This window comes from Marinimicrobium hydrolyticum, assembly GCF_030848505.1.
Classification (GTDB): domain Bacteria; phylum Pseudomonadota; class Gammaproteobacteria; order Pseudomonadales; family Cellvibrionaceae; genus JAVDDU01.
Map to the genome: position 1 here is coordinate 277339 of NZ_JAVDDU010000002.1, position 20865 is coordinate 298203.

Consider the following 20865-nt stretch of genomic DNA (forward strand, 5'->3'; position numbering starts at 1 on the left):
AGACGAGGCTCGCCCGCCTTGGCAAGTATGCCTCACGTCTAGCCTCAATCGTGTTTAAACTGCTCGCTATCGAGATCATGCCGCTTCATGATTTTGTAAAAGTCTGAGCGATTCCTTCCTGACATGCGGGCCGCCTCGCTGATGTTGCCCTTGGTGGTGTACAGCAATTGAACCAAATAGTCCCGCTCAAACTGCTTTTTGGCATCGTTCAATGGTACGGGCGACACGACTTGTTCGCCTGGCAAAGCGTCGGCGATAAAGTTTTCGGTGATTAAGGGTGTGGGTGACAAGGCCACCACCTGCTCAATGACATTGTGCAGCTGGCGGATATTTCCCGGCCAATGGTACTGCAGCAATAGTTGCTGCGCTTGTGGAGACAGCTGCTTGGTCATGTCGCCTGTACGCTTGGCGATTTGGTCAAGAAAGCTCTTCGCCAACAGCAAAATATCTTCTTTTCGCTCCCGTAGCGGCGGCAGAGCAATACTCGCCACATTCAAGCGATAGTATAAGTCTTCGCGAAAGTCGTGATCGACGATTGCCTGATCCAGATCCCGATGGGTTGCGGACAGCACTCGAACGTTAATTTTTCGGTCGTGACTATCCCCCACTGGGCGCACCTTTTGCTCTTGTAGCACACGCAATAGCTTGACCTGCAAGGAAGCGGGCATGTCGCCAATCTCGTCCAAAAACAAGGTGCCACCATCGGCCGCCAGAAATAGCCCTTCTCGGTTTTGCACGGCTCCGGTAAAAGCACCTTTAACGTGGCCAAACAACTCCGACTCCAACAGATCCGCCGGAATAGCGCTACAGTTTACGGCGACGAAACTTTTGTCACGCCGGCCACTGGCCCGGTGTAAAGCTTGCGCCAGCAGCTCCTTACCGGTTCCGCTCTCACCACTAATCAGAACATTGATGTCGCTGCGGGCCAGCAGGCGCGTTTGCTCAAGCAGCTTCATCATTGTTTCACTGCGAGTCAGAATGTCGTCGGCCCAACCCCGTTCAGGGCCGACACCACAACCCACCTCCAACGCTTGCGATAGGGTATTCAGCAATTCGCGATTATCGACGGGCTTAGTCAGGAATGAGAAAAGGCCTTGCTGCGTGGCCTCTACCGCTTCTCGAATTGAGCCGTGGGCGGTAAGCATAATGACCGGGATGTTCGGCCAGTGCTCCTGAATCTGATGAAACAAGGTCATGCCGTCCATGGGTTCCATGCGCAAGTCGGTGACCACGGCAGCGGGCAGCTCTCGCCGCAAATACGCCAGGGCTTCTCTTCCAGTCTCGCAACTCGTGGCTTTGTAGCCCGAGGCCGCCAGCCGCATACTTAGCAACTGCAGCATTCCAGGGTCATCATCAACCAATAGAATTTTGGCGTCCGTTGCGGTTTTTACTCCCATGATCTGTTATTCCCTCCGCCCATTTCCGCTTCGATCTCTCGAATTCCGGTGATCATCCGTTCCAACTGTTTTTCCGTTTCCCGCAAACGCCGTTCAACCAGCGAATAGGATCGCAGCTGAGCCCCAAGCAAAGCCACCATATCCTGAAACCCCGGCGGCCCCTCATCAATGGCACGAGCTTTAACCAAGTGATTCGCCAATAGTCCGGGCGTCTGGTCCGGCGCACAACTGGCCAGCATCAGAATCGCCATGGTCGAGGCGTCGCCCTCCTCCGCTTGCAGTTCTGCCAATAATAGCTCCTGCTCAAGATCAGTCAGCGCGCAAGCACTGCGACGGTACGCCACTAAGCTTTGCAAGTCGGGGAATGGATGTACCCCGCGCTTGGATTCCTGTCGAGACTCTTCCAGCACATAACTGTGGTCCGGCGTACAATAGGTTTCGGTAGCCACTTGAGGGAGCTGTAGCGCACACGCAGACAGCCCCCCAATGATCAACAGCATTGCAACTCGATACCTGAGCATAGCTATCCCTACTCCGCGATTGGCAACCAAAGGGAAAAGTGGCAACCTTCGCCCGGCTTGGATTTGAGATCAATTCGTCCGCCCAGGTTGTGCACCGACTCCTTAACAATCGTAAGCCCGACACCGCTGCCTTGAGCCGGACCGTGCCGACGCAGAGACGAGCTTTGAAAAAACGGCTCGTAAATTCGATTCTGCTCTTCGATAGGAATACCGGGGCCTTGATCCTCTACAGCAATTGAAATGCTCTGGCCTTCTTGGCGCCAGCGAACCTTTACCGTGGCGCCAGATGGGGAAAAATGAAAGGCATTGGAAAGCAAATTGGAAAGAATCATTTCCAGCAACTGTGGATCTGTGGTGATGGTTTCCGGAACACCCTGGAAGTCCCAAACCACATGATGCCGGGATACCTTCTGGTCCAGTCGCCGACTGATCTTCTCACACAGATCGGCAAGATTTACCGATGTGCTCTGCACTCGAAAGCTGTGCGTAATGACGTTGTAATTGAGAAGTTGCTGAATGAGTTCCTGGAGATTCTGCGAGTTGTTCACCAAAATTCGCAACACCTCTTTTTGGTGAACATTAATTTCCCCCGGAACCTCATCCTCCAAAAGTGAAGCTGCCTCCAAAATAGCCGATAGCGGGGTTTTCAGTTCGTGTGACACGTGGCGTAAAAAAGCCTGTTTCTGTCGATCAGTTTCTATCAGCTGGCCGCGCATCCATTCCAACCGATCACCCAGCACCTGAAAGTCCCTCGGCCCGGGTATATAGATGGGAGACTCCCAATCCCCATGCCCCAAATTAATAATCGTAGAAGACAATCGCCGTAGAGGACGAATCATCTGTATAAATCCGAGGCCAATGAGGAGCAATGTCAAAGGCAGAGCGATTAGCCCCATCAGCGACAGACGCCAGAGTATTGACTGCAACTCCTCTTCGCTTTCCTCGGTTAGGTTCTGAATGTAGATCGAAATTTGCTGATCAAACTCCACGCGAAACTCACTCACATCGGCAAGGAGTTCGGAAAAACCTTCGTCCTCCAGATCGCGCAGCGGATTCTGACGCAGACTATGAACCAGTGCCGCGAGCATTCCGCGTGCTCTATCCAATGGCATCTCCCATCTCGCCACCGTCCCCGCATCCACCTGCAACGCTGTTTCATCCAGCGGAGATACGCCTTCCAGGGCATAATGTACTCTGCGCATACTTTCCAGGCTCCGCTGATACGACTCTGCGAAACGCTCATCTCTGAGCAACCGATACTGTCGGGCGTTACGCTCCAGGTCCTTCAACTGTTCGCTGATAACCGCTCTTAAGTGATTGGCGTAATCCGTTGCATTGACCACTTCGTTTTGAACACGCATTTGTTGGTAAAAGGACCACGTTGCATAGGTGACCACGACCAGGACAGGAATCATGGAAACGATGGCAATCAGAAGCCATTGTTGAAACAGCGACAGTACGTTACGTCCTTTTCTCATTCCAGTGCATGTTCCTTAACGCTACTCGGAACGTCGCCGTTAAAAGTGTTGCCATTTGCCAACAGGTACCAGTGGATACTACCTGAATTTCTTCGCGATACGCAAAACACGTGTAGCTATTTTGCAACAGAAGCTAAACAACGTTTACCAAAAATGTGGAACCGGACGATGACACCGGATAATTATGCGACCGATAACCAGTTGGCATGAAACCTGCGACGAGTCCATACACGTAAACAAACCTTACATTTCACAACGTCGGTAGAGGGAGGTGGAATATGACACGATTTTTGACGGCCACGGCTTCCATAGTTTTGATAGCAGCTTTCAGCTCAGCCAATGCCCATGATCACAATGAGCGCGAGCTAGACGTAGAAGAGGTTGAGGATCGCTTTTCTGAATTTGATCAGACAAATGAAGGTTACATTTCCGAGGAAGAGGCTCAGAGAGCCGGCATCAGCGATGAGAAATTTGAACAGATGGATAAGGACGGGGACGGACGCATTTCCGAGGAGGAGTTTCACCGTTTTCACGACACCTACGGTGAATACAGTGAAGATGTGCTGGAGTAACATACTCCCCGATTGAACACCGAGGAAGGAGACGAATCAAGCTGGTCGAGCAGTAGAAAAAGGAGGTAGTGCCATGGGATTTGCCGTGGGAGTTGCCATTAAGGGAACCGTGCTAGCCGCTGTTTTCGGCGGAGCCCTTCCGCTGACCGAGCCGAGCATTGAGCTTGCCTGGGAGTGTCCTTACACTTCAGGTCAAGACTGGAAAGCAGGATTATTTTCTCGATCGGTTCGCGGAAGCCCAACTCTTCCCCCACCGAGCTTACCAAGCTCTGAGGGATGGAAACTCTATTCTGACGTCAGGCTATCCGACTCTCAGAGCAACCTTGAATCTTGTTTCGACATACTTGAAATTAGAACCCATCCGGCACAAGAATACGTAACGGCGACCGAGCGAGGCAACATGCGCGCTAAGCCCCGGCACGCCAACGCTAAAATCGTGTTACGGGATATGGAGCAAGACGACAGTCAGTTTATGCGCAAGACCCGAATCCGATTCTAGCTTGAAACTACGCCAGCCAGTTTTCTCTATCTAGCTTCCGTACACTTGCAACTCCTCGCGACCAACAATCCCTCCACTTTTTTCGTGTTGTTGCCTATTGGCAACAACACGCATTTGGAGCTCTTTCCACAAGTGATACACGAAGAGAATTGCCCGGGATTTTTACCGAAGACATGTCGAGCGTATAGGCTGTAGCTAAGCCTTCTATCAACAGAAGAACCACCGATACTTTCTGTGGCAGTCACCGAAATCGCTAGAACTCGCCTGCTTCTCGGAAATTTTTTTAGGGTGATTCTGCAATTCGTCTCCAATAGGCAACAGTGCTGTCGCCCAGGATGTTTACCCCTTTCTTGCAGATTCTCTATCTCGCTGATTCCAAACGTAAAACCAATGTCTGGCACACTCTCTGCGTAGTAAACAGTCCATGCGCAAATATGCCATGTAGTTCGCAACAACCAATGAGTTATCAAAGGAGGAAAGCTATGAAAACTTTTTACGCTATTCTGGCTTCAATGCTTTTGGCGTTAGGCTCTTCTGCCATGGCGGCTACCGGCGCTGCTGGCGATCGGGGCACCGCTGGTGAGCGAGGCGCACATGGAGATCAAGACTTCACCGAGCTGGATCGTGACGGCGAAGGCTTTATCGACGAGGACGCTGCTCAAGAAGCTGGCATCTCTGAAGAGGAATTCCAAGAGATGGATCGCGATGGTGATGGCCGAGTCACCGAAGAAGAGTTTCGTCAACATCAACAAGATCGTGCCTACGATCGCGATGACAACGACGACGACAATGGTCTGCTCGATTAATCTACTGCAGACTCTGGATCGGGAGCCGCTCTGCGGTTCCTGATCTACCTTTCCTGAAGGCCGCATTAACTACCGATTTCGACTACTAATAATTTTACGCAACGCCGAACCTCCCCCAATAGACGCAGCGCCCAGTCCGCTAATTACACAGGGGAATTAATCCGGCTTCGCCCATGTCCAACTTATAAGCGAAGAAGGTGAAAGTAACTGCAGAAGGAGTCATGGCATGAAACTGTTCTTTTATTCTTTGATTGTCGCTTCACTATCTCTCGGGACCCCAATTCTTCACGCCGAAGAAGCAGAGGTAGAAGAATCTCTCGTCAGTGCGACTACTAGCCCTGGTACGGGAACGCGGGAGCGAGCCGAAACACGTGGCCGATACGATGCGCGGCAATACGATCAGTCCCCCCACTTTTACGTTGGCGGCAGCTACGGGCTTTTCAGATCTCGCGGCGGCAACTTCGATGACGATAGCGACTTTCTGGAAGGCACCGTCGGTGGCTACTTCAATGCCTACTTCGGGGTTGAGGCGAACGCGATCTATTTCAGTCGGTATCGCAGCGACCTCGCTTCTGCGGACTCATACGGTTTTGGCTTAGCGGTACAGGGCAGGCTGCCATTATCGGAAGTCTGGGGCATCTACGCGAAAGCCGGCCAGTTCTTTTGGCGCTCCAGTATCGATACCGACGCCGGCTCCATCAGTGCTGATGGCAATGATTTCTTCTTTGGTGTTGGTACGGACGTAAACCTAACGGAGTCTTTAGATCTTATTGTGGAATACGCCCGCTATGATATTGATAACCGGCTTGAGGAACTGCCGGGGGATCACACTACCGACATTGATACCTTGAAGTTTGGATTGCGTTTCAGGTTTTGACAGCTCGGTCATCAGTCCGCAACAATTGCAGGGCCCTTTGGGGGCTCCTGCCCTTCCCTTCCGCTGTTCTAACGATTATCCACGTTTTACTCCCACCGGCGGCCATTCTGACCAGCTCCAGATCCCTTTGCCGTTGTCGCCAACTTGCAACACTACAAGTATTACCGGAACGCCTTGACGTGGTTTGCGCTGCCTTTTTTACGCAGTATTTGCAGCCAATCCAACCAATTCTCTCTGCGGACGTGCAAGCCTGTTGAAGAAAGCGCCCGAACCAAAAAAATTTTCTCAAACCGCGTGTAAGGGTTGCCGGCTTGCAACACTTTTACCGAGCTCATTTAGCCCTCCGTTGAACGGATTTTCGCAATTGGCTGATTTCAGGGAGTTTTTCTATACTGGCATGATCCCTGCGTTAACTTAGGTCCATGCGCAGTTAATGCCATGTACGGTCTTTCAATGAATGACGTAACAAGGAGATTAACTATGAAGACTTACACTGCCATTCTCGCGTCGCTTTTGCTTGCCGGTGGGTCTGCCAGCGCTTTGGCTGTCGACGGTATGAATGACGACAGAGATCAGGATACCGACCCGGCATTCTCCGTCATTGACCGCGACGGTGATGGCTACATCAGCCAGGAAGATGCAGAGCGTGCTGGCATCTCTGAAGAAGAATTTGAAGAGATGGATGAAGCGGGCGATGGCCGCGTTTCAGAAGAGGAGTTCCGCAACTACAGGGACACGCAGGACGATGACGACTGGGAGCGGCCACGCCGGACACCTGGTGCCCAGGACAGACAACCAGGCAATCAACCCGGTACCCAGCCCGAGGGTGAGCGAGGCGTACCTGGTACCCAGCCTGAAGGCCAACCCGGCACTGAGCCTGGTGTACCAGGGCAGCAAGAAGGCCAACCAGGCACTCCTGGACAAGACCGCCAGCCCGGAACTCAACCTGGCGCTCCCGGACAGCAAGAACGACAGCCGGGAACTCAGCCACGTGGTCCCGGTGAGCAGGAAGGTCAGCCAGGAACCCAACCTGGTGGTCCCGGAGAGCAGGAAGGCCTACCTGGTGGAGAGCAGGAGGGGCAACCCGGCACTCAACCGCGGGATCCCCAACAGCCCGGCACTGCACCGGACGAGACTCAGCCAGGAACCCAGCCATAAGGGAACTCACTGCACAGCGCTGTAACGTGAAGCCGGAAGCACCACGCTTCCGGTTTTTTTATTTAACCACTTTGTTTTTGCCAAAATTGCGCCGCCAATTCACTGAACCCTTTAGTCACTTTGTGCATCGCCTGACTCGTACTGGAAGTTGTTTCAGCAGCGGTGAGGTTTACCTCGGATAAGTCGCGAATATTAACGATCGTGCGATTAATCTCTTCCGCTACGGCACTTTGCTCCTCTACGGCAGCGGCAATACCGTGGTTCATATCACTGATGTCCTGAATGGACTTCAGGATAATGTCAAAGGATGCTACGGCTTGGGAGCTCTGTGTCGCACAAGTATCTACACTCTTTTGGCTCTCCTCCATGGCGGTGACCGCGTGATTCGCACCGTTTTGAAGTTGTTCAATCATGTCCCGAATCTCCTCGGTGGAAGACTGGCTGCGATTGGCCAGTGAGCGCACTTCGTCCGCGACCACAGCGAAACCACGCCCGGCTTCGCCCGCCCGCGCCGCTTCGATGGCGGCATTCAACGCGAGAAGATTGGTTTGATCCGCGATATCCCTAATTACATCCAGTATCGACGAAATACTCTGACTCCTTCGGCTCAAATCCCCAATGACACGCTCAACACTGACCATGTCCTGCTTCAGTTTCTCGGTGGCGAACCGACTCTCGTCCAGCAAAGATTTTCCACGCGTCGCTTCCTCAAGTGCGGTGTGGGCCGCAGTTGAACAACTCTGAGCGCTGGAGGAAACCTCTTGAATACTCATCGTCATTTCGTTGACCGCAGCGGCAACCTGTTCAGTTTCACTGAACTGTTGATTGATACCACTTTGAGATTGGTCGACGACGGAACTGAGACTGCCGACGTTACCCGTCAGACTAGTCGCCGAATCGGCAATTCTCCCCACCAAACCGGCTGTTTCTGATTCAAGCATTTTTATCGCCAAGAACATCCAGCCGATATCATCGGTGCGGCCCGTGTAGGCGTAACAGGCCACCGGGTCATTGGAAATTTGCTGGGCTTTTTTTAACAATTGTTGGAACGGCCGCATGGACCAGAATATTCCCATGACAGATACGAGAACAGCCAATGAGACGACCACCAGGGGATGAATCATAGGCGGGTTAATCGCATAGGCTGCGAGCATCGCCAACGCAGGCAAGGATGCCCAAAGCAATAATTTTATTCTCAGAGGCAGCGACTTAGGTCCGCGTACTCTAGGCCTGCCCCGAGCCATTTTAGCGTACACCTTCTGTGCGCGCGCAACAAAATCCAGTTTTGGTTTTCGACGGACCGATTGATACTCACTGATGCGGCCATTTTTATAGATAGGGGTAACGTATGCATCAACCCAGTAATGATTGCCGTTTTTGCACCGGTTCTTTACCACCCCCATCCAGGAACGACCGGCTTTAATGGTCTCCCAGAAACTTTTAAAAACAGCGGCCGGCATGTCCGGGTGCCGAACAACATGATGGTTTTGGCCCAAGAGTTCGTCTTCGGTGAATCCGCTGACGTGAACAAAGTCGGAATTGACGTAGGTTATTTTTCCGTCGAGATCGGTAGTGGAGAGAATATTGGCGTTGGTCGGGTAGTCTTCTTCAATGTTTGATACAGGCGTGTTTATTTTCATTCTATATCCTTATGCGTTTTTTTCTTCGACTATAATCGATAAAAATGCATAAGGGAGCCCGCAACATTTGATATAAATCAAAAAGGGCGCAATTCAACTTCCAAAACATTTTAAGCCACGAACCTAGTGCGCAACTTTTGAGCGCGCACCAGGTTGAGGTTTAGGGGGAGGAGATATCAGCTTCCGCGATTTTTAATAAGATCATCCACCACAGCGGGATCCGCCAGAGTTGAAGTGTCGCCCAGGCCATCAAATTCTTTGGCGGCAATTTTTCGCAAGATGCGTCGCATGATTTTCCCCGAGCGCGTCTTTGGCAGTCCAGGCGCCCACTGAATACAATCGGGCTTGGCAATAGCGCCGATCTCCTCGACGCACAGGTTTCGCAATTCCTGTTCAAGCTGGTCACCCGCTTCCGCGCCACCCATCAATGTCACATAGGCATAAATTCCCTGCCCTTTCACGTCGTGCGGAAAACCCACCACGGCCGCTTCCGCCACGGATGGATGCAACACCAAAGCGCTTTCCACTTCCGCTGTCCCCATACGGTGGCCCGCCACGTTGAGCACGTCGTCAACCCGGCCAGTAATCCAGTAGTAACCATCCTCATCGCGCCGGGCACCATCGCCGGTGAAGTAATAACCCGGATAGGCGCTATAGTAAGTATTAACACACCGTTCGTGATCGCCGTAAACGGTACGCAACTGGCTCGGCCAGGAGGCGCGTATGGCGAGGTTACCCGAGCCCGGCCCTTCAATCTCTTTGCCATTCTCGTCCAGCAATACCGGTTGTATCCCGAAAAACGGCCGCGTTGCTGAACCGGGTTTCAGATCGGTTGCTCCCGGTAAAGGCGTAAGCATGTGTGCGCCGGTTTCCGTTTGCCACCAGGTATCCATCACCGGGCATCGTTTTTCGCCAACGATTTTGTAATACCACTCCCAGGCTTCTGGGTTGATGGGCTCACCCACGGTTCCCAACAACTTGAGCGATTTGCGAGAAGTTTGTTCCACCCATTTGTTTCCGGCCCCCATTAGGGCACGAATGGCGGTAGGTGCGGTGTAGAAAGTGCTCACCAAATGCTTGTCCACCACTTGCCACGAGCGCGATGCATCAGGATAGGTGGGCACGCCTTCAAACATTAACGTGGTACACGCGTTGGCCAGAGGGCCATAAACAATGTAGCTGTGGCCGGTTACCCAGCCCACGTCGGCCGTGCACCAGTAGACATCACCTTCCTGGTGATCGAATACGTATTTATGGGTCATAGCACATTGCAGCAGATAGCCGGCCGTGGTGTGCAGTACGCCTTTGGGCTTACCTGTGGAACCAGAGGTATAAAGAATAAACAGCGGGTCCTCGGCATCCATACTTTCCGGTTCACACTGCTCGGGTTGGCTGGCGACGCCTTCGTGATACCAAAGGTCACGCCCTTCTTCCCAGCCAATGCCTTCTAAAGCCGTGCGGCGAACAACCAGACACGTGTGCACGTTGGGACATTGCGCCAACGCTTTGTCGGCATTGGCTTTCAAGGGAATTCTTTTGCCACCACGCACGCCTTCATCGGCGGTAATGAGCAATTGGCAATCGGCGTCAAGGATACGATCCTTGAGAGCTTCAGGCGAAAAACCCCCAAACACCACCGAGTGAATGGCGCCGACACGGGCACAAGCCAGCATGGCGTAAGCGGCTTCAGGAATCATGGGCATATAGAGGCACACCCGATCCCCTTTCTTTATGCCTCGTTCACGCAGCAGGTTGGCGAGCCGGCAGACTTCCAGATGCAGTTGGCGGAAGGTGATCAATTGATCTTCGGCGGGATCGTCCCCTTCCCAGATGATGGCAACTTGATCCGCGCGATCAGATAGATGGCGGTCAATGCAGTTGACGCTGACGTTGAGTTTACCGCCTTGAAACCACGCCACTTTGTCGGCGCGCAGATCACTTTCACACACTTGATCCCACTTTCGGTCCCAAGTTAAAAAAGTCTCGGCCTGCTCTGCCCAGAACGCCTCCGGGTCCTGCACTGATTGTTGATACATCTGCTGATAGCGATCGGCATCAATGGCGGCATGCTGCTTAAAGTGCTCAGGTACCGGATAGACGTGATGTTCGGACATGACAAACCGCTCCTGGTGTTATTGACTTATGGGGGCATTAGCTTAGCAGCCATGAGCGGTGGGCTCTAGGGGGCAGCGGTGATTGTGCGACGCTCATGTGCTACTCAGCAGCATGGTTCCACGTGGGGATTGAAGATGGAAGTCCACAATTTATGCGGCTTCGTCTTAAATTCGAACACTCGAAAATCAGCTGGCTAGCACTTCGTAAGAGTAATCCCAGGCGCTTCCCAGGAGGCTTTTCGAAAACGCCGTAGACCCATCCCTGGGGGCTCTCCCACAAGATCCCTCTTGTGAGAGTTTCGAAAAGCCTCCTGCGAATCGCCTCCGCCGCCGCAAGTCGGTCATTCTTATCTTGGACTCCCTGCTTTCCCTGGGAATGGCGAAATTGGAAGCGGACTGGGAAAAGAACAACCTAGCGTGGAGCTACGGGAGGCTGTGCAGGGTGAGTGTTCAGCAAGCCTCAAAAGAGGGATCTTTCGGCCGGCGCTCCGGTGAGGCAGTCCCCAGGGAGGGGGGTCATGCAGCACATCCATGTGCTGCACCTTCCGGGCAGCATTCGGCTGTGCAAATCGGCTATCCTGCCGATTAGTCACGACGTTTGCTGAACACTCACCCTGCACGGCCCGAGGGCTTGCTTACGAAGCCGCTAGCCGGATTATGTATTCTGGACAGCCATGCGCCCGCGCGGGAACGACGGGATTTGTAGAAAACTCAGATTACAGCGAAAAGAATCGCCGACTACGCGGAGGCTGCGCTGGCAACTTGCCAGCGCATTAATGATGACTAGGCTACTTGCACAGGAATGGTATGAGATGTCCGCTCGACGCGGTTGTTTTCGTCCAGATACACCAGGCGCGGCTGGTAATTGTGTAGCTCGGCGTCGCTGTATTGGCCATAAGCAGCAATAATAACTCGATCACCCACTTGCACTTTGCGGGCAGCGGCGCCGTTCATGGAAATGGTGCCGGAACCGGCTTCCGCCAGAATCACATAAGTGGTCAGGCGCTCGCCATTATTGACGTTGTAGATGTCAATTTGCTCGAACTCGCGCAAACCCGCCAGTGCTACCAAATCGCTGTCGATGGCACAGGAGCCGTCGTACCAGAGTTCCGCTTGGGTAACGCTGGCCATGTGCAGCTTGCCTTTGAGCATGGTTGAATGCATGGAATTTACTCCTCCGGGGTGCGCGCCGGCACTTGCATGGATACATTGTCTATCAATCGGGCGCCGCGCGTATACATAGCGCCCAAAATAGTGATCTCTCGATCATCGTCAGCGGCTGGCATCAGCGTGCGACTGTGCCGGATACTCACATAGTCCACTTTGAACCCGCCAGCCTCTATCTGTTCAGCGGCCTCTTTTGCCAGGGTCAGGTAATCCCGGCGACCGTCCGTGACCTGGTCTTCAACCCAGCGCAAACTGCGGTACAGTTGATTGGCTCTGGGGCGCTCGTCTTCATCCAAAAAACTGTTGCGGGAACTGAGCGCCAGCCCGTCATCCGCCCGCACAATTGAGCCCGCAGTGATTTGTACCGGTAGGCACAGATCTTCCACCATTCGGCGTATCACGGCCAACTGCTGAAAGTCTTTAATGCCAAATACGGCTTCGTCCGGCTCAACAATATTGAAGAACTTTGCCACCACCGTGGTTACGCCTTCAAAGTGGCCAGGACGGCTTGCGCCACAGAGAATGTCGGTCATAGTGGGCACGACTACCCGAGTTTGACCATCCATGCCGTTGGGGTACATCTCCGTCTCTTCCGGACAAAACAAAAAGTCGCAGCCCGCCGCTTCCAGTTTGGCGGTATCCTCTGGCAAGGTCCGTGGGTACTTGTCCCAATCCTCATTGAGGCCGAACTGTAAGCGATTGACGAACACGCTTACCACGACGCAATCGCACGTGGACTGAGCTTGGTGTACCAGGGCGATATGGGCATCGTGCAGGTTGCCCATGGTCGGCACCAGACCGATGCGTTTGCCCTCGCGCCGCGCCGCGGCCAGCGCCTCTCGCATGGAACGAATATGGTGAAAAACCTGCATCACAAGGCTCCGGCCATCAGCGGGTGTTACCAATTAACCCACGCGGGCGCGAGATAATACACCCAACGATAAAAGATGTACATTTTTTACCCACTGCGGCGTTTGACTCTGCCAACTGGTCAGTAGTTATCCTGCTGCAGGTATTCTGGAGCCAAGTTTTCGAACCGGGTGTACTTGCCAATAAACGCCGCCCGGCATGTACCGATCTCACCGTTGCGCTGCTTGCCCAGGATCAACTCGGCAATGCCCTTCTCGGGGCTGTCCTCGTTGTAGTAATCGTCCCGGTAAATAAACAGGATCACATCCGCATCCTGCTCAATGGCGCCCGACTCACGCAGGTCGGAATTCATGGGCCGTTTGTTGGGGCGCTGCTCTACCCCCCGGTTGAGCTGTGACAGGGCAATAACCGGGCAATCGAATTCTTTCGCCAAGGCCTTTAGAGAGCGGGAGATTTCAGAAATTTCCTGGGTACGCCCTTCACTGGCTCCGGCCACCTGCATCAGTTGGAGGTAATCCACCATGATCAGCCCCGGGTTGCCGTGCTCGCGAGCGAGGCGACGCACGCGGGCGCGTAGATCCTGGGGCGTCAGGCCCGGGGTGTCGTCAATAAACAAAGGCTTGTCTTTTAACTTGCTGACCGCCGCCGAGAGTTTGGGCCAATCCTCTTCGGTGAGCTTGCCGTTGCGGATCTTGCCCTGATCGATTCGCCCCACGGAGGACATCATGCGCATGACCAATGAGGCCGAAGGCATCTCCATACTGAATACCAGGACGGGTTTTTCCTGAGTGAAGATTGCCGTTTCGACGAAGTTCAAAGCCAGAGCGGTTTTGCCCATAGAGGGACGGGCGGCAAGAATGATCAATTCTCCAGGTTGCCAACCGGACGTGCGCTCGTCCAGATCATCCAAACCGGCGCTAACGCCGGTAAGATCGCTACCGGAGCGAAATAATTCATCAATACGCTGAACGGTTGCCTTAAGCAGCGCGTTCACTTCCGTCAGCCCGCCCTCTTTTGGGCGATGCTCGGCAATTTCCGCTACCCGTTTTTCCGCCAATTGGAGCAGGTCATCCGCATCCAAGCCGGCGGGATTGAAGCCGGATGTGCTGATTTCCTGGGCGGCATTGATCAACTGGCGCAGCGTGGAGCGCTCGCGCACGATATTGGCGTAAGCGACGATGTTCGTGGCGCTGGGGGTATTGGCGGCCAACTCTGTCAAATAGGCCAAGCCACCAACCCGCTCCAACTGGTCGTGGCGGTGCAGCTCTTCCGCCACAGTGATCACGTCCAGGGGCTCGGATTCCTCCCCCAGTTCGCACATCATCCGGAAGATCTGGCGGTGATCGTCCCGGTAAAAATCCTCTTCTGCCAGTACTTCGCGCACAGCGTCCAGGCGCTGGTTGTCCAGCATCAGGCCACCCAGCACCGCTTGCTCCGCCTCAACCGAGTGTGGAGGCAGATGCTTATTGACGGCGGTGTCCTCCGAGGAGGGTGGCAGGAAGGCTTCAGACATAGGGTTCACTTGATTCAAACTGCAGGCGGCAGATGCAAAAAAATCGGGTACCGCACCAATCTTGTGGAAGATTGGCACGACCCGATTCTAGCGCGCTTGTTCACAGAGATACAGCTTGAAAATCAGGCAACTGACTTATTCTGCAACAACGCTCAGCTTAACTGACTGGATCACTTCAGCGTGAACCTGAACGTCGATTTCGTACTCACCGACTTCCCGGAGCGCGCCCTCAGGCAGCTTAACTTCGGACTTAACCACTTCAACGCCCGCCGCGGTGATGGCCTCGGCGATGTCGCGGGTACCAATGGAACCGAACAACTTGCCTTCGTCACCGGCGTTAGCACCAATGGTGACGCTCAGTTCGGCCAGCTTGGCGGCACGCGCTTCGGCTTCGGCTTTCTTCTCAGCGGCGGCCGCTTCCAGCTCGGCGCGACGACTTTCAAACTCGGCAACGCTTTCAGCGGTGGCGCGAATAGCTTTGCCCTGGGGCAACAGGAAGTTACGTCCAAAGCCCGACTTAACGGTTACTTGGTCGCCAATATTCCCCAATTTACCTACTTTTTCGAGCAGAATTACGTCCATCTCGTTTACCCTCAATTATTTCATCTATGCAACGGGCGGCTAAACCTCAGGCTTGGGCTTCACCCGCCCGCGAATATTCAGCCATGTATCTACAAATGCCAGGGCCACCAACAACTGGCTCACCGGATCAAGTACCACCAGGGCGATGTACATCACCACCAACCAGTGCACCCCCAGGCCTTTCAGGGCCACCAGACGATGCACAATGGCCAGGCCGACAAACAGCAACGGCAGAGTGAACAATGCCCCCCACCAGGCGTACTCCGGGCCCTGCAGCAAGCTGTACAAGCCTGCACCCAGGCACACCAGCGCCTGTGGCGCATTCAGGCGCAGGCATTGAAACTCCTGCGCGAACCCGCCGGGGTTGTACAGCAACCCTTGCCACCAGCGCCCCAAAATCAGCCCCAGCACACTGGAAAAGCTGATGACGTTAGCCAGTAAGCCGGTCACCAGCACCACACTTGGGCCGGGGGGCACCGCTTCGCTACCGGCTTGCTCGTGGATTTGTTCCATCACACGAGCCAGGTTGTCAGCCAGCGCCTGGACCAAATCCGGCACCAGCATCCTCTGCAGCAAAGCGGCCAGCATTCCCAGGGCCACTGCGGCCATCAAGCATTGGGACCAGGACACCTGGGCCCGCAACATCGACGCCAGCAGAAAGGTGACTACCAGCCCGCTGATCATGATCACCGGGGCCAGCGGGTCGATCTGGCTGAACCCGAGCATCAGGGCTGCGGGTAGCAGCGCCCAAAGTAAAACCAAGAGACCGTTCGATGCACCGGCCCGCAGAGTGACCAGGGCAACAGCCCCGGGGGCAATCAGCGGCACCCAGTTACCTATCAGGGCCACCACGGCGGCCTGAGTGCGGCCGCGCATAATAAACTCTGCCAGGAACCGCACGGCAGCCTCCTTCTAGGGCTAGGCCCTGTTACTCGTGGCTGTCAGTGTACGGAATCAGTGCCAAGTAGCGCGCACGCTTGATTGCCGTGGACAGCTGGCGCTGGTACTTGGCTTTGGTTCCAGTGATACGGCTGGGTACGATCTTACCGGTTTCAGTAATATAAGCCTTCAGGGTTTCCAGATCTTTGTAGTCGATCTGCTTGGTGCCTTCGGCGGTGAAGCGGCAAAACTTACGGCGACGGAAAAAACGTGCCATCTCTTATTCCCCCTTCTCTTGGTCGTTGTCACTGCCTTCCGAATCATTGTCATCGCTGTCGTCGGAGGACTGATCGGAGGAATCGGTGTCGTCGCTACGCGCTGGGCGTGCGGGACGCGGCTTGCGTTCACGATTGTCTTTCTCCGCCTTCATAATGAAGGACTCTTCGGTGATGGCTTCGTCTTCACGAATCACCAGATTGCGGAGGATGGCATCGTTGTAGCGGAAGTTGGTGGTCAGCTCATCCAGTGCCTCGTCGGTACACTCGACGTTCATCAGCACGTAGTGAGCTTTGTGAATCTTGTTGATGGAGTAAGCCAGCTGGCGGCGACCCCAGTCTTCCAGACGGTGAACCTGGCCACCACTGGATTTAACGGCGGCGGTGTAACGCTCCACCATGCCGGGAACCTGCTCGCTCTGGTCCGGATGGACCATAAACACTATTTCGTAATGACGCATTGTAGCTCCTTACGGGTTAAAGCCTCCTCCGGGCCCGTGGGGTCAGCCGAAGTGAGACAAGGAGGGCCCGATTTACCCAGGGCCAGATTGGGGCGGGTATTCTATGGATTTAACGACGAGGTTGCAAGGTTAAAAAATCGTCAAGTTCGAGCGGGGGTAGCGTGGCTGGAGCTTTGCAATTCGTTTGGACTCAAAAATGTTAGCTACTACTTCTTTTCGGGCTTCTGGGGCAGTCGTTGGGTAAGGCACTCGGAGACACGGCGTAAATACTTCCCTGTAGCCTCTGCGCCGACGTCCTGTCGGCGAAGGTCTCCGAGCACCTTAACCCAACGCCTACCGACCATCTGGCGCCACTAAGGCTGAAGCATTCTCGGAAACGACGAGAAAAGAGCTCCTTAGCTTGGGGCTATGAGGGCCGCGCAGGGTGAGTGTTCAGCAAGCCTCAAAAGAGGGACCTTTTGAGGCAGTCCCCACGGATGGGTTCACGACGTTTGCTGAACACTCACCTTGTGCGGCCCGAGGACTCTCTAACGAAGCGACTATTTTTGTTCCGAATTGCAATGGTTGGGGAGCTTCCTTCAGGAGCCACAAAAACCCACCCCAAACAAGTCACTTCCAGTCTTGGGTTAATCAATCACCGTAAACCGGGAAGCGGGCGCAGACTTCAAGCACTTTCTGCTTCACTTCGGCGATCTTCGCCTCGGCATCGCCTGCTTCCAGAGCATCCAGGATGTCGCACATCCAGTGCGTCAACTGCACACACTCGCTTTCGCCAAAGCCGCGGGTAGTGACCGCTGGAGTACCGACACGCAGACCTGAGGTCACAAACGGGGACCGAGGGTCATTAGGAACAGCATTTTTGTTGACGGTGATGTTGGCATTGCCCAGGGCCGCATCAGCGTCTTTACCGCTGTACTCTTTGCCAATCAAATCCACCAGCATCAGGTGGTTTTCGGTACCGCCGGATACAATCTTAATGCCGCGCTCAATAAAGGTGTTCGCCATCGCCTTGGCGTTCTTAACCACCTGTTGCTGATAGGTTTTGTACTCTGGGCTCATGGCCTCTTTGAAGCTGATGGCCTTGGCCGCGATCACATGCATCAGCGGGCCGCCTTGGCCGCCTGGGAAAACCGCCGAATTCAGTTTCTTTTCGATTTCCTCATTGGCCTTGGCCAAAATGATGCCGCCACGGGGGCCGCGCAACGTCTTGTGGGTAGTAGACGTGGTGACGTCGGCGATCTGCACCGGGCTGGGGTACACACCCGCCGCCACCAAGCCCGCCACGTGCGCCATATCGACCATCAAGTAAGCGCCCACTTCGTCGGCAATGTCGCGAAACTTCTGCCAGTCCAGAACTTGGGAGTAGGCGGAAAAGCCAGCCACAATCATGCGCGGCTTGTGCTCGCGCGCCAGGTTGGCGATTTCGTCGTAATCCACCTCACCCGTGTCTGGGTTCAAGCCGTACTGAACCGCGTTGTAGATCTTTCCGGAAAAGTTAACTTTGGCGCCATGAGTCAAGTGGCCGCCGTGGGCCAGGCTCATGCCCAAAATCGTGTCGCCAGGAGCGCAAAGCGCCGCATACACCGCTGTGTTAGCCTGGGAGCCTGAGTGTGGCTGCACGTTGGCGTAGTCGGCACCGAACAGCGCTTTAGCGCGCTCAATAGCCAGACTTTCGCTCTGATCCACATATTCACAACCGCCGTAGTAGCGCTTGCCTGGATAACCTTCGGCGTATTTGTTGGTCAGCTTGGTCCCCTGAGCAGCCATCACCAGCGGACTGGTGTAGTTCTCGGAGGCAATCAGCTCGATATGCTCCTCCTGGCGGCGGCCTTCGTTTTCAATGGATGACCAAATTTCGGGATCAAAAGCGGCGATAGTCTGGTTTTTGTCAAACATGCATCGTTCCTGATTGGAGGATATAGCAGGCACGCACCACAGCCCGCCGGGAGTTGAAAAGAGGGCGGATTGTACACCAAGGCTCCGGGGCTCTTCCACGCAAATCACTCATGAGCGAGGCGAAAATGGCTCAACTATGGGGCGAACGCCGTGTGAGCGGTACAGCCCAGCCGGGTGGCGTGAAGCTCCGCTGGAACCTTTAATGCGCCAGCGGTTCTTAGCCACATAAGCTCCATGTTCGTAAGGGCAATACCGTCTGTTCAGCTTAAGTTAAGGCAAGACAAGGTAATGTGCTATAAACAAGCCAAGGTCTGAACCGACCATTTGTTAATTGGGGTCATCCGCCCCGGGGAGAAACGCCCATGAAAAACATCCTTGTTTTTGTCGGTCTGCTGTTGCTCGCAGCCCCCCTCCATTATGTCTGGGGCGAAGACGAGGGCCCGGTGTTCACTCAGGCCGAAATTGAGCAGATGCTGGCACCCATTGCCCTTTACCCGGATACGGTACTCTCACACATCCTTATTGCGGCTACCTATCCCCTGGAAGTGGTACAGGCCGAACGATGGACTCAACGCAACTCCGACCTGGAGGGCGCCGAGGCAGTGGCGGCCGTGGAGGATCAGGACTGGGACCCCAGCGTCAAAGCCCTGGTTGCCTTTCCGCAAATACTGGAGCGCATGAGCGAAGACCTGGATTGGACTCAGGATCTAGGGGATGCCTTTTTATTGGATGAGGAGCGGGTACTCGCCGGCGTTCAGGAGCTGCGCCAGCGCGCCTATGCCCAGGGCAACCTGAAAACCACCGAATACGTTGAAGTCGTGCGCGAGCCCGACACCATCATTATTGAATCCCGTACCCGCGAAGTGGTGTACATTCCTTATTATGACACCCGAGTGGTGTATGGCGCCTGGCATTGGCCTGGCTATTACCCGGTCTACTGGCACCGGCCCAGCCACTACTACTGGCACTCAGGCTTTTATTGGGGCCCCGGCGTGCGCGTGCATCACGGCTTTTATTTCAGCAGCTTCCACTGGGGGCAGCGCCGCACCGTGGTAATACACAATCATCACTACCAGCCGCCCACGCGCTACTATACTGGGCGCACTATTGCTCGCCATGAACGCGCCCAACACTGGCGCCATGATCCCTATCACCGCCGAGGCGTAGAGTATCGTCAGAGACCAGACCAGCGTCGAGTAGAAGTCCACCGCAACGAAGGCCAACCAGCACGCCTGGATCGGCGCCGTGGGACTCAAAGTGAATACGTACGTCCGTCGCGTCCACAGGCGAGCGAAACCCGGGAACGACTTAGCTCCCCGACTCCTAGGCCAGACGCTCAAAGAGCACCAGGGCGGGTATCGGGCGCCGAGCGCTCGCAACGGCCTGAACGAGGCGGCGACGTGCGCAGCACCCAGCGCACGGCGGATCCTAGACAACCCAGCCAACAGCGTCCGGACCGAAGTGATCGCAGCAGCGGTGCGGAAGTGCGTCGTTCGCAGCCCAGCGAGCCAGCACGCCCCATGCGCCAACAGCGTACCCAGCCCGAGCGCACTCAGCCCGAGCCGTCTGCCGCCCCACAAAGACAAGAACAGACTCCACAGCGAACCCAACGGCAATCCCGCCAACCTTCACCGCAGAGTTCCGGCGGGCGGCGCGACAGCAGCGCCGCCCCGGCGCCCCGATCTGACAGGTCAAGCAGCCCCCGCCGTGAACGGCAAAACAGTCGTACGCGACGCGGGGATTAACGAAAATAAACCGGTAAATATTATAATAATATAGATTTAACCTCCTTCCCTGAGCTACCTATCATTTATTAGGAGCTGCGGAAAAACCTGTTGACTCCTACTACCACCTCTGTAATATCCAATCTGACCATAAGCGTCAGTCATCTTGACTATAAGCATCAGTCATATGACTGGCTAATAAGACTATCCATAAGAAAACATGCACACAGCAATAAGATCGCGACCATGCTCGACCAGGTGAGTGAGTCGCTTATGGTTTTTTAAGGCTTACCATCATCTGTGCTCGGTCGTAGTCCGCTTATCCTCGGTATGGAAAAACTCTAATTGTAGGAGATTAGTGACTATGTTTAATAAAAATAAACTTTCTTGGGCTATTATGGGGGCATTGGCCTCTTCATCGCTGGCTGTACCTGCG

19 protein-coding genes are annotated in these 20865 nt (G+C 54.6%); 5 read left to right on the forward strand and 14 right to left on the reverse strand.

Translation table 11 applies throughout. The features are described 5' to 3' along the window. Positions 1–44: 44 nt before the first annotated feature. The 3 genes from RBH33_RS04485 to RBH33_RS04495 are packed head-to-tail and all read right to left on the reverse strand — an operon-like array spanning position 45 to position 3396. Entirely contained in the window at positions 45–1397 is a 1353-nt protein-coding gene (locus tag RBH33_RS04485) for a sigma 54-interacting transcriptional regulator (protein WP_306730937.1), read from the reverse strand. Further along, a complete protein-coding gene (locus tag RBH33_RS04490) occupies positions 1388–1897 on the reverse strand; it encodes a hypothetical protein (RefSeq protein ID WP_306730938.1) in 510 nt (169 codons plus the stop codon). Before RBH33_RS04490 ends, RBH33_RS04485 begins: the two co-directional genes overlap by 10 nt. A 29-nt stretch (positions 1898–1926) precedes the next feature. After that, positions 1927–3396 carry a sensor histidine kinase gene (locus RBH33_RS04495; protein ID WP_306730939.1) on the reverse strand — a complete coding sequence of 490 codons (1470 nt, stop codon included), beginning with the start codon at positions 3394–3396 and terminating at the stop codon, positions 1927–1929. A 278-nt stretch (positions 3397–3674) separates the two neighbouring features. Here RBH33_RS04495 and RBH33_RS04500 point away from each other — a divergent pair, with 278 nt between their 5' ends. The 3 genes from RBH33_RS04500 (at position 3675) to RBH33_RS04510 (ending at position 6150) form a co-directional block, all read left to right on the forward strand. Next, positions 3675–3968: an EF-hand domain-containing protein gene (locus tag RBH33_RS04500; RefSeq protein ID WP_306730940.1), complete on the forward strand. Its 294-nt coding sequence runs from the start codon at positions 3675–3677 to the stop codon at positions 3966–3968. Positions 3969–4949: 981 nt separating this feature from the next. Further along, positions 4950–5273 (forward strand): EF-hand domain-containing protein, encoded by a 324-nt coding sequence (locus RBH33_RS04505; protein WP_306730941.1) that lies wholly within the window; start codon positions 4950–4952, stop codon positions 5271–5273. 226 nt (positions 5274–5499) lie between these two features. After that, on the forward strand, positions 5500–6150 hold the full coding sequence (locus RBH33_RS04510; RefSeq protein WP_306730942.1) for a porin family protein: 651 nt from the start codon (positions 5500–5502) through the stop codon (positions 6148–6150). A gap of 161 nt (positions 6151–6311) precedes the next feature. Here RBH33_RS04510 and RBH33_RS04515 read toward each other — a convergent pair whose 3' ends face one another. Next, the gene (locus RBH33_RS04515) at positions 6312–6485 is read right to left on the reverse strand and encodes a hypothetical protein (protein WP_306730943.1); all 174 of its coding nucleotides are present in this window, start codon (positions 6483–6485) and stop codon (positions 6312–6314) included. 145 nt (positions 6486–6630) lie between these two features. Between RBH33_RS04515 and RBH33_RS04520 the strand changes: the two genes are divergently transcribed. Beyond that, complete coding sequence (locus RBH33_RS04520) at positions 6631–7308, forward strand: EF-hand domain-containing protein (RefSeq protein ID WP_306730944.1); 678 nt, start codon at positions 6631–6633, stop codon at positions 7306–7308. A gap of 62 nt (positions 7309–7370) precedes the next feature. Here RBH33_RS04520 and RBH33_RS04525 read toward each other — a convergent pair whose 3' ends face one another. From RBH33_RS04525 to glyA, 10 genes are all read right to left on the reverse strand, one after another. Next, a complete protein-coding gene (locus RBH33_RS04525) occupies positions 7371–8948 on the reverse strand; it encodes a methyl-accepting chemotaxis protein (protein ID WP_306730945.1) in 1578 nt (525 codons plus the stop codon). 176 nt (positions 8949–9124) lie between these two features. Then, positions 9125–11062 carry an acetate--CoA ligase gene (acs, locus tag RBH33_RS04530; protein ID WP_306730946.1) on the reverse strand — a complete coding sequence of 646 codons (1938 nt, stop codon included), beginning with the start codon at positions 11060–11062 and terminating at the stop codon, positions 9125–9127. Positions 11063–11845: 783 nt separating this feature from the next. Beyond that, positions 11846–12226, reverse strand: coding sequence for an aspartate 1-decarboxylase (gene panD, locus RBH33_RS04535; RefSeq protein ID WP_306730947.1), 381 nt, complete (start codon positions 12224–12226; stop codon positions 11846–11848). Positions 12227–12231: 5 nt separating this feature from the next. Continuing rightward, positions 12232–13101 carry a pantoate--beta-alanine ligase gene (panC, locus tag RBH33_RS04540; protein WP_306730948.1) on the reverse strand — a complete coding sequence of 290 codons (870 nt, stop codon included), beginning with the start codon at positions 13099–13101 and terminating at the stop codon, positions 12232–12234. Positions 13102–13220: 119 nt separating this feature from the next. Beyond that, a complete protein-coding gene (dnaB, locus tag RBH33_RS04545) occupies positions 13221–14612 on the reverse strand; it encodes a replicative DNA helicase (protein ID WP_306730949.1) in 1392 nt (463 codons plus the stop codon). Between the two features lie 135 nt (positions 14613–14747). Then, positions 14748–15194, reverse strand: coding sequence for a 50S ribosomal protein L9 (gene rplI / locus RBH33_RS04550; protein ID WP_306730950.1), 447 nt, complete (start codon positions 15192–15194; stop codon positions 14748–14750). Positions 15195–15233: 39 nt separating this feature from the next. After that, positions 15234–16094 carry a YybS family protein gene (locus RBH33_RS04555; protein ID WP_306730951.1) on the reverse strand — a complete coding sequence of 287 codons (861 nt, stop codon included), beginning with the start codon at positions 16092–16094 and terminating at the stop codon, positions 15234–15236. A 28-nt stretch (positions 16095–16122) separates the two neighbouring features. Then, positions 16123–16350 carry a 30S ribosomal protein S18 gene (rpsR, locus tag RBH33_RS04560; protein WP_306730952.1) on the reverse strand — a complete coding sequence of 76 codons (228 nt, stop codon included), beginning with the start codon at positions 16348–16350 and terminating at the stop codon, positions 16123–16125. A gap of 3 nt (positions 16351–16353) precedes the next feature. After that, entirely contained in the window at positions 16354–16809 is a 456-nt protein-coding gene (gene rpsF, locus RBH33_RS04565; RefSeq protein WP_306730953.1) for a 30S ribosomal protein S6, read from the reverse strand. 630 nt (positions 16810–17439) lie between these two features. Next, positions 17440–18705 carry a serine hydroxymethyltransferase gene (glyA, locus tag RBH33_RS04570; protein WP_306730954.1) on the reverse strand — a complete coding sequence of 422 codons (1266 nt, stop codon included), beginning with the start codon at positions 18703–18705 and terminating at the stop codon, positions 17440–17442. A gap of 362 nt (positions 18706–19067) precedes the next feature. Here glyA and RBH33_RS04575 point away from each other — a divergent pair, with 362 nt between their 5' ends. Next, on the forward strand, positions 19068–20450 hold the full coding sequence (locus RBH33_RS04575) for a DUF3300 domain-containing protein (RefSeq protein ID WP_306730955.1): 1383 nt from the start codon (positions 19068–19070) through the stop codon (positions 20448–20450). The last annotated feature ends 415 nt before the right edge of the window (positions 20451–20865 follow it).